Origin of the sequence: Pseudomonas sp. PS02302 (genome assembly GCF_029959585.1) — a bacterium.
Lineage (GTDB): Bacteria > Pseudomonadota > Gammaproteobacteria > Pseudomonadales > Pseudomonadaceae > Chryseomonas > Chryseomonas aestiva.
This window is the reverse complement of sequence record NZ_JASCON010000209.1, coordinates 1-243: the sequence shown is the minus strand read 5'-3', so window position 1 is coordinate 243 and position 243 is coordinate 1. Positions and strand designations below refer to the sequence as shown.

1 pseudogene is annotated in these 243 nt (G+C 66.3%); it reads left to right on the top strand.

The window, feature by feature from the left end:
• Positions 1–243, top strand: a pseudogene (locus QMX82_RS25795) (ferrous iron transporter B); the annotation flags it as partial.

Here is a 243-nt window from a genome sequence, read left to right as displayed (position 1 = left end):
CAGCGCGCGGTCGAGAGCATTGGCCAGATTCGTGGCGCCCTGACGCTGATCGAGCTGACCGGCGCCCAGTTGCTCGCCCATCAGACGTTGCAGATCGCCAATGACATTCCTGCCGGTGCCGGTGCCGGTGCCGAGCACGACGAGCACCTCATGGCGATCTGTCGTGGACTGCACGTGCTGCGCCGCTATCTCGAACAGCTGCGCAGCGGTCAGGACGAGATGCCCGAGTTGCTGCTGCCGGCG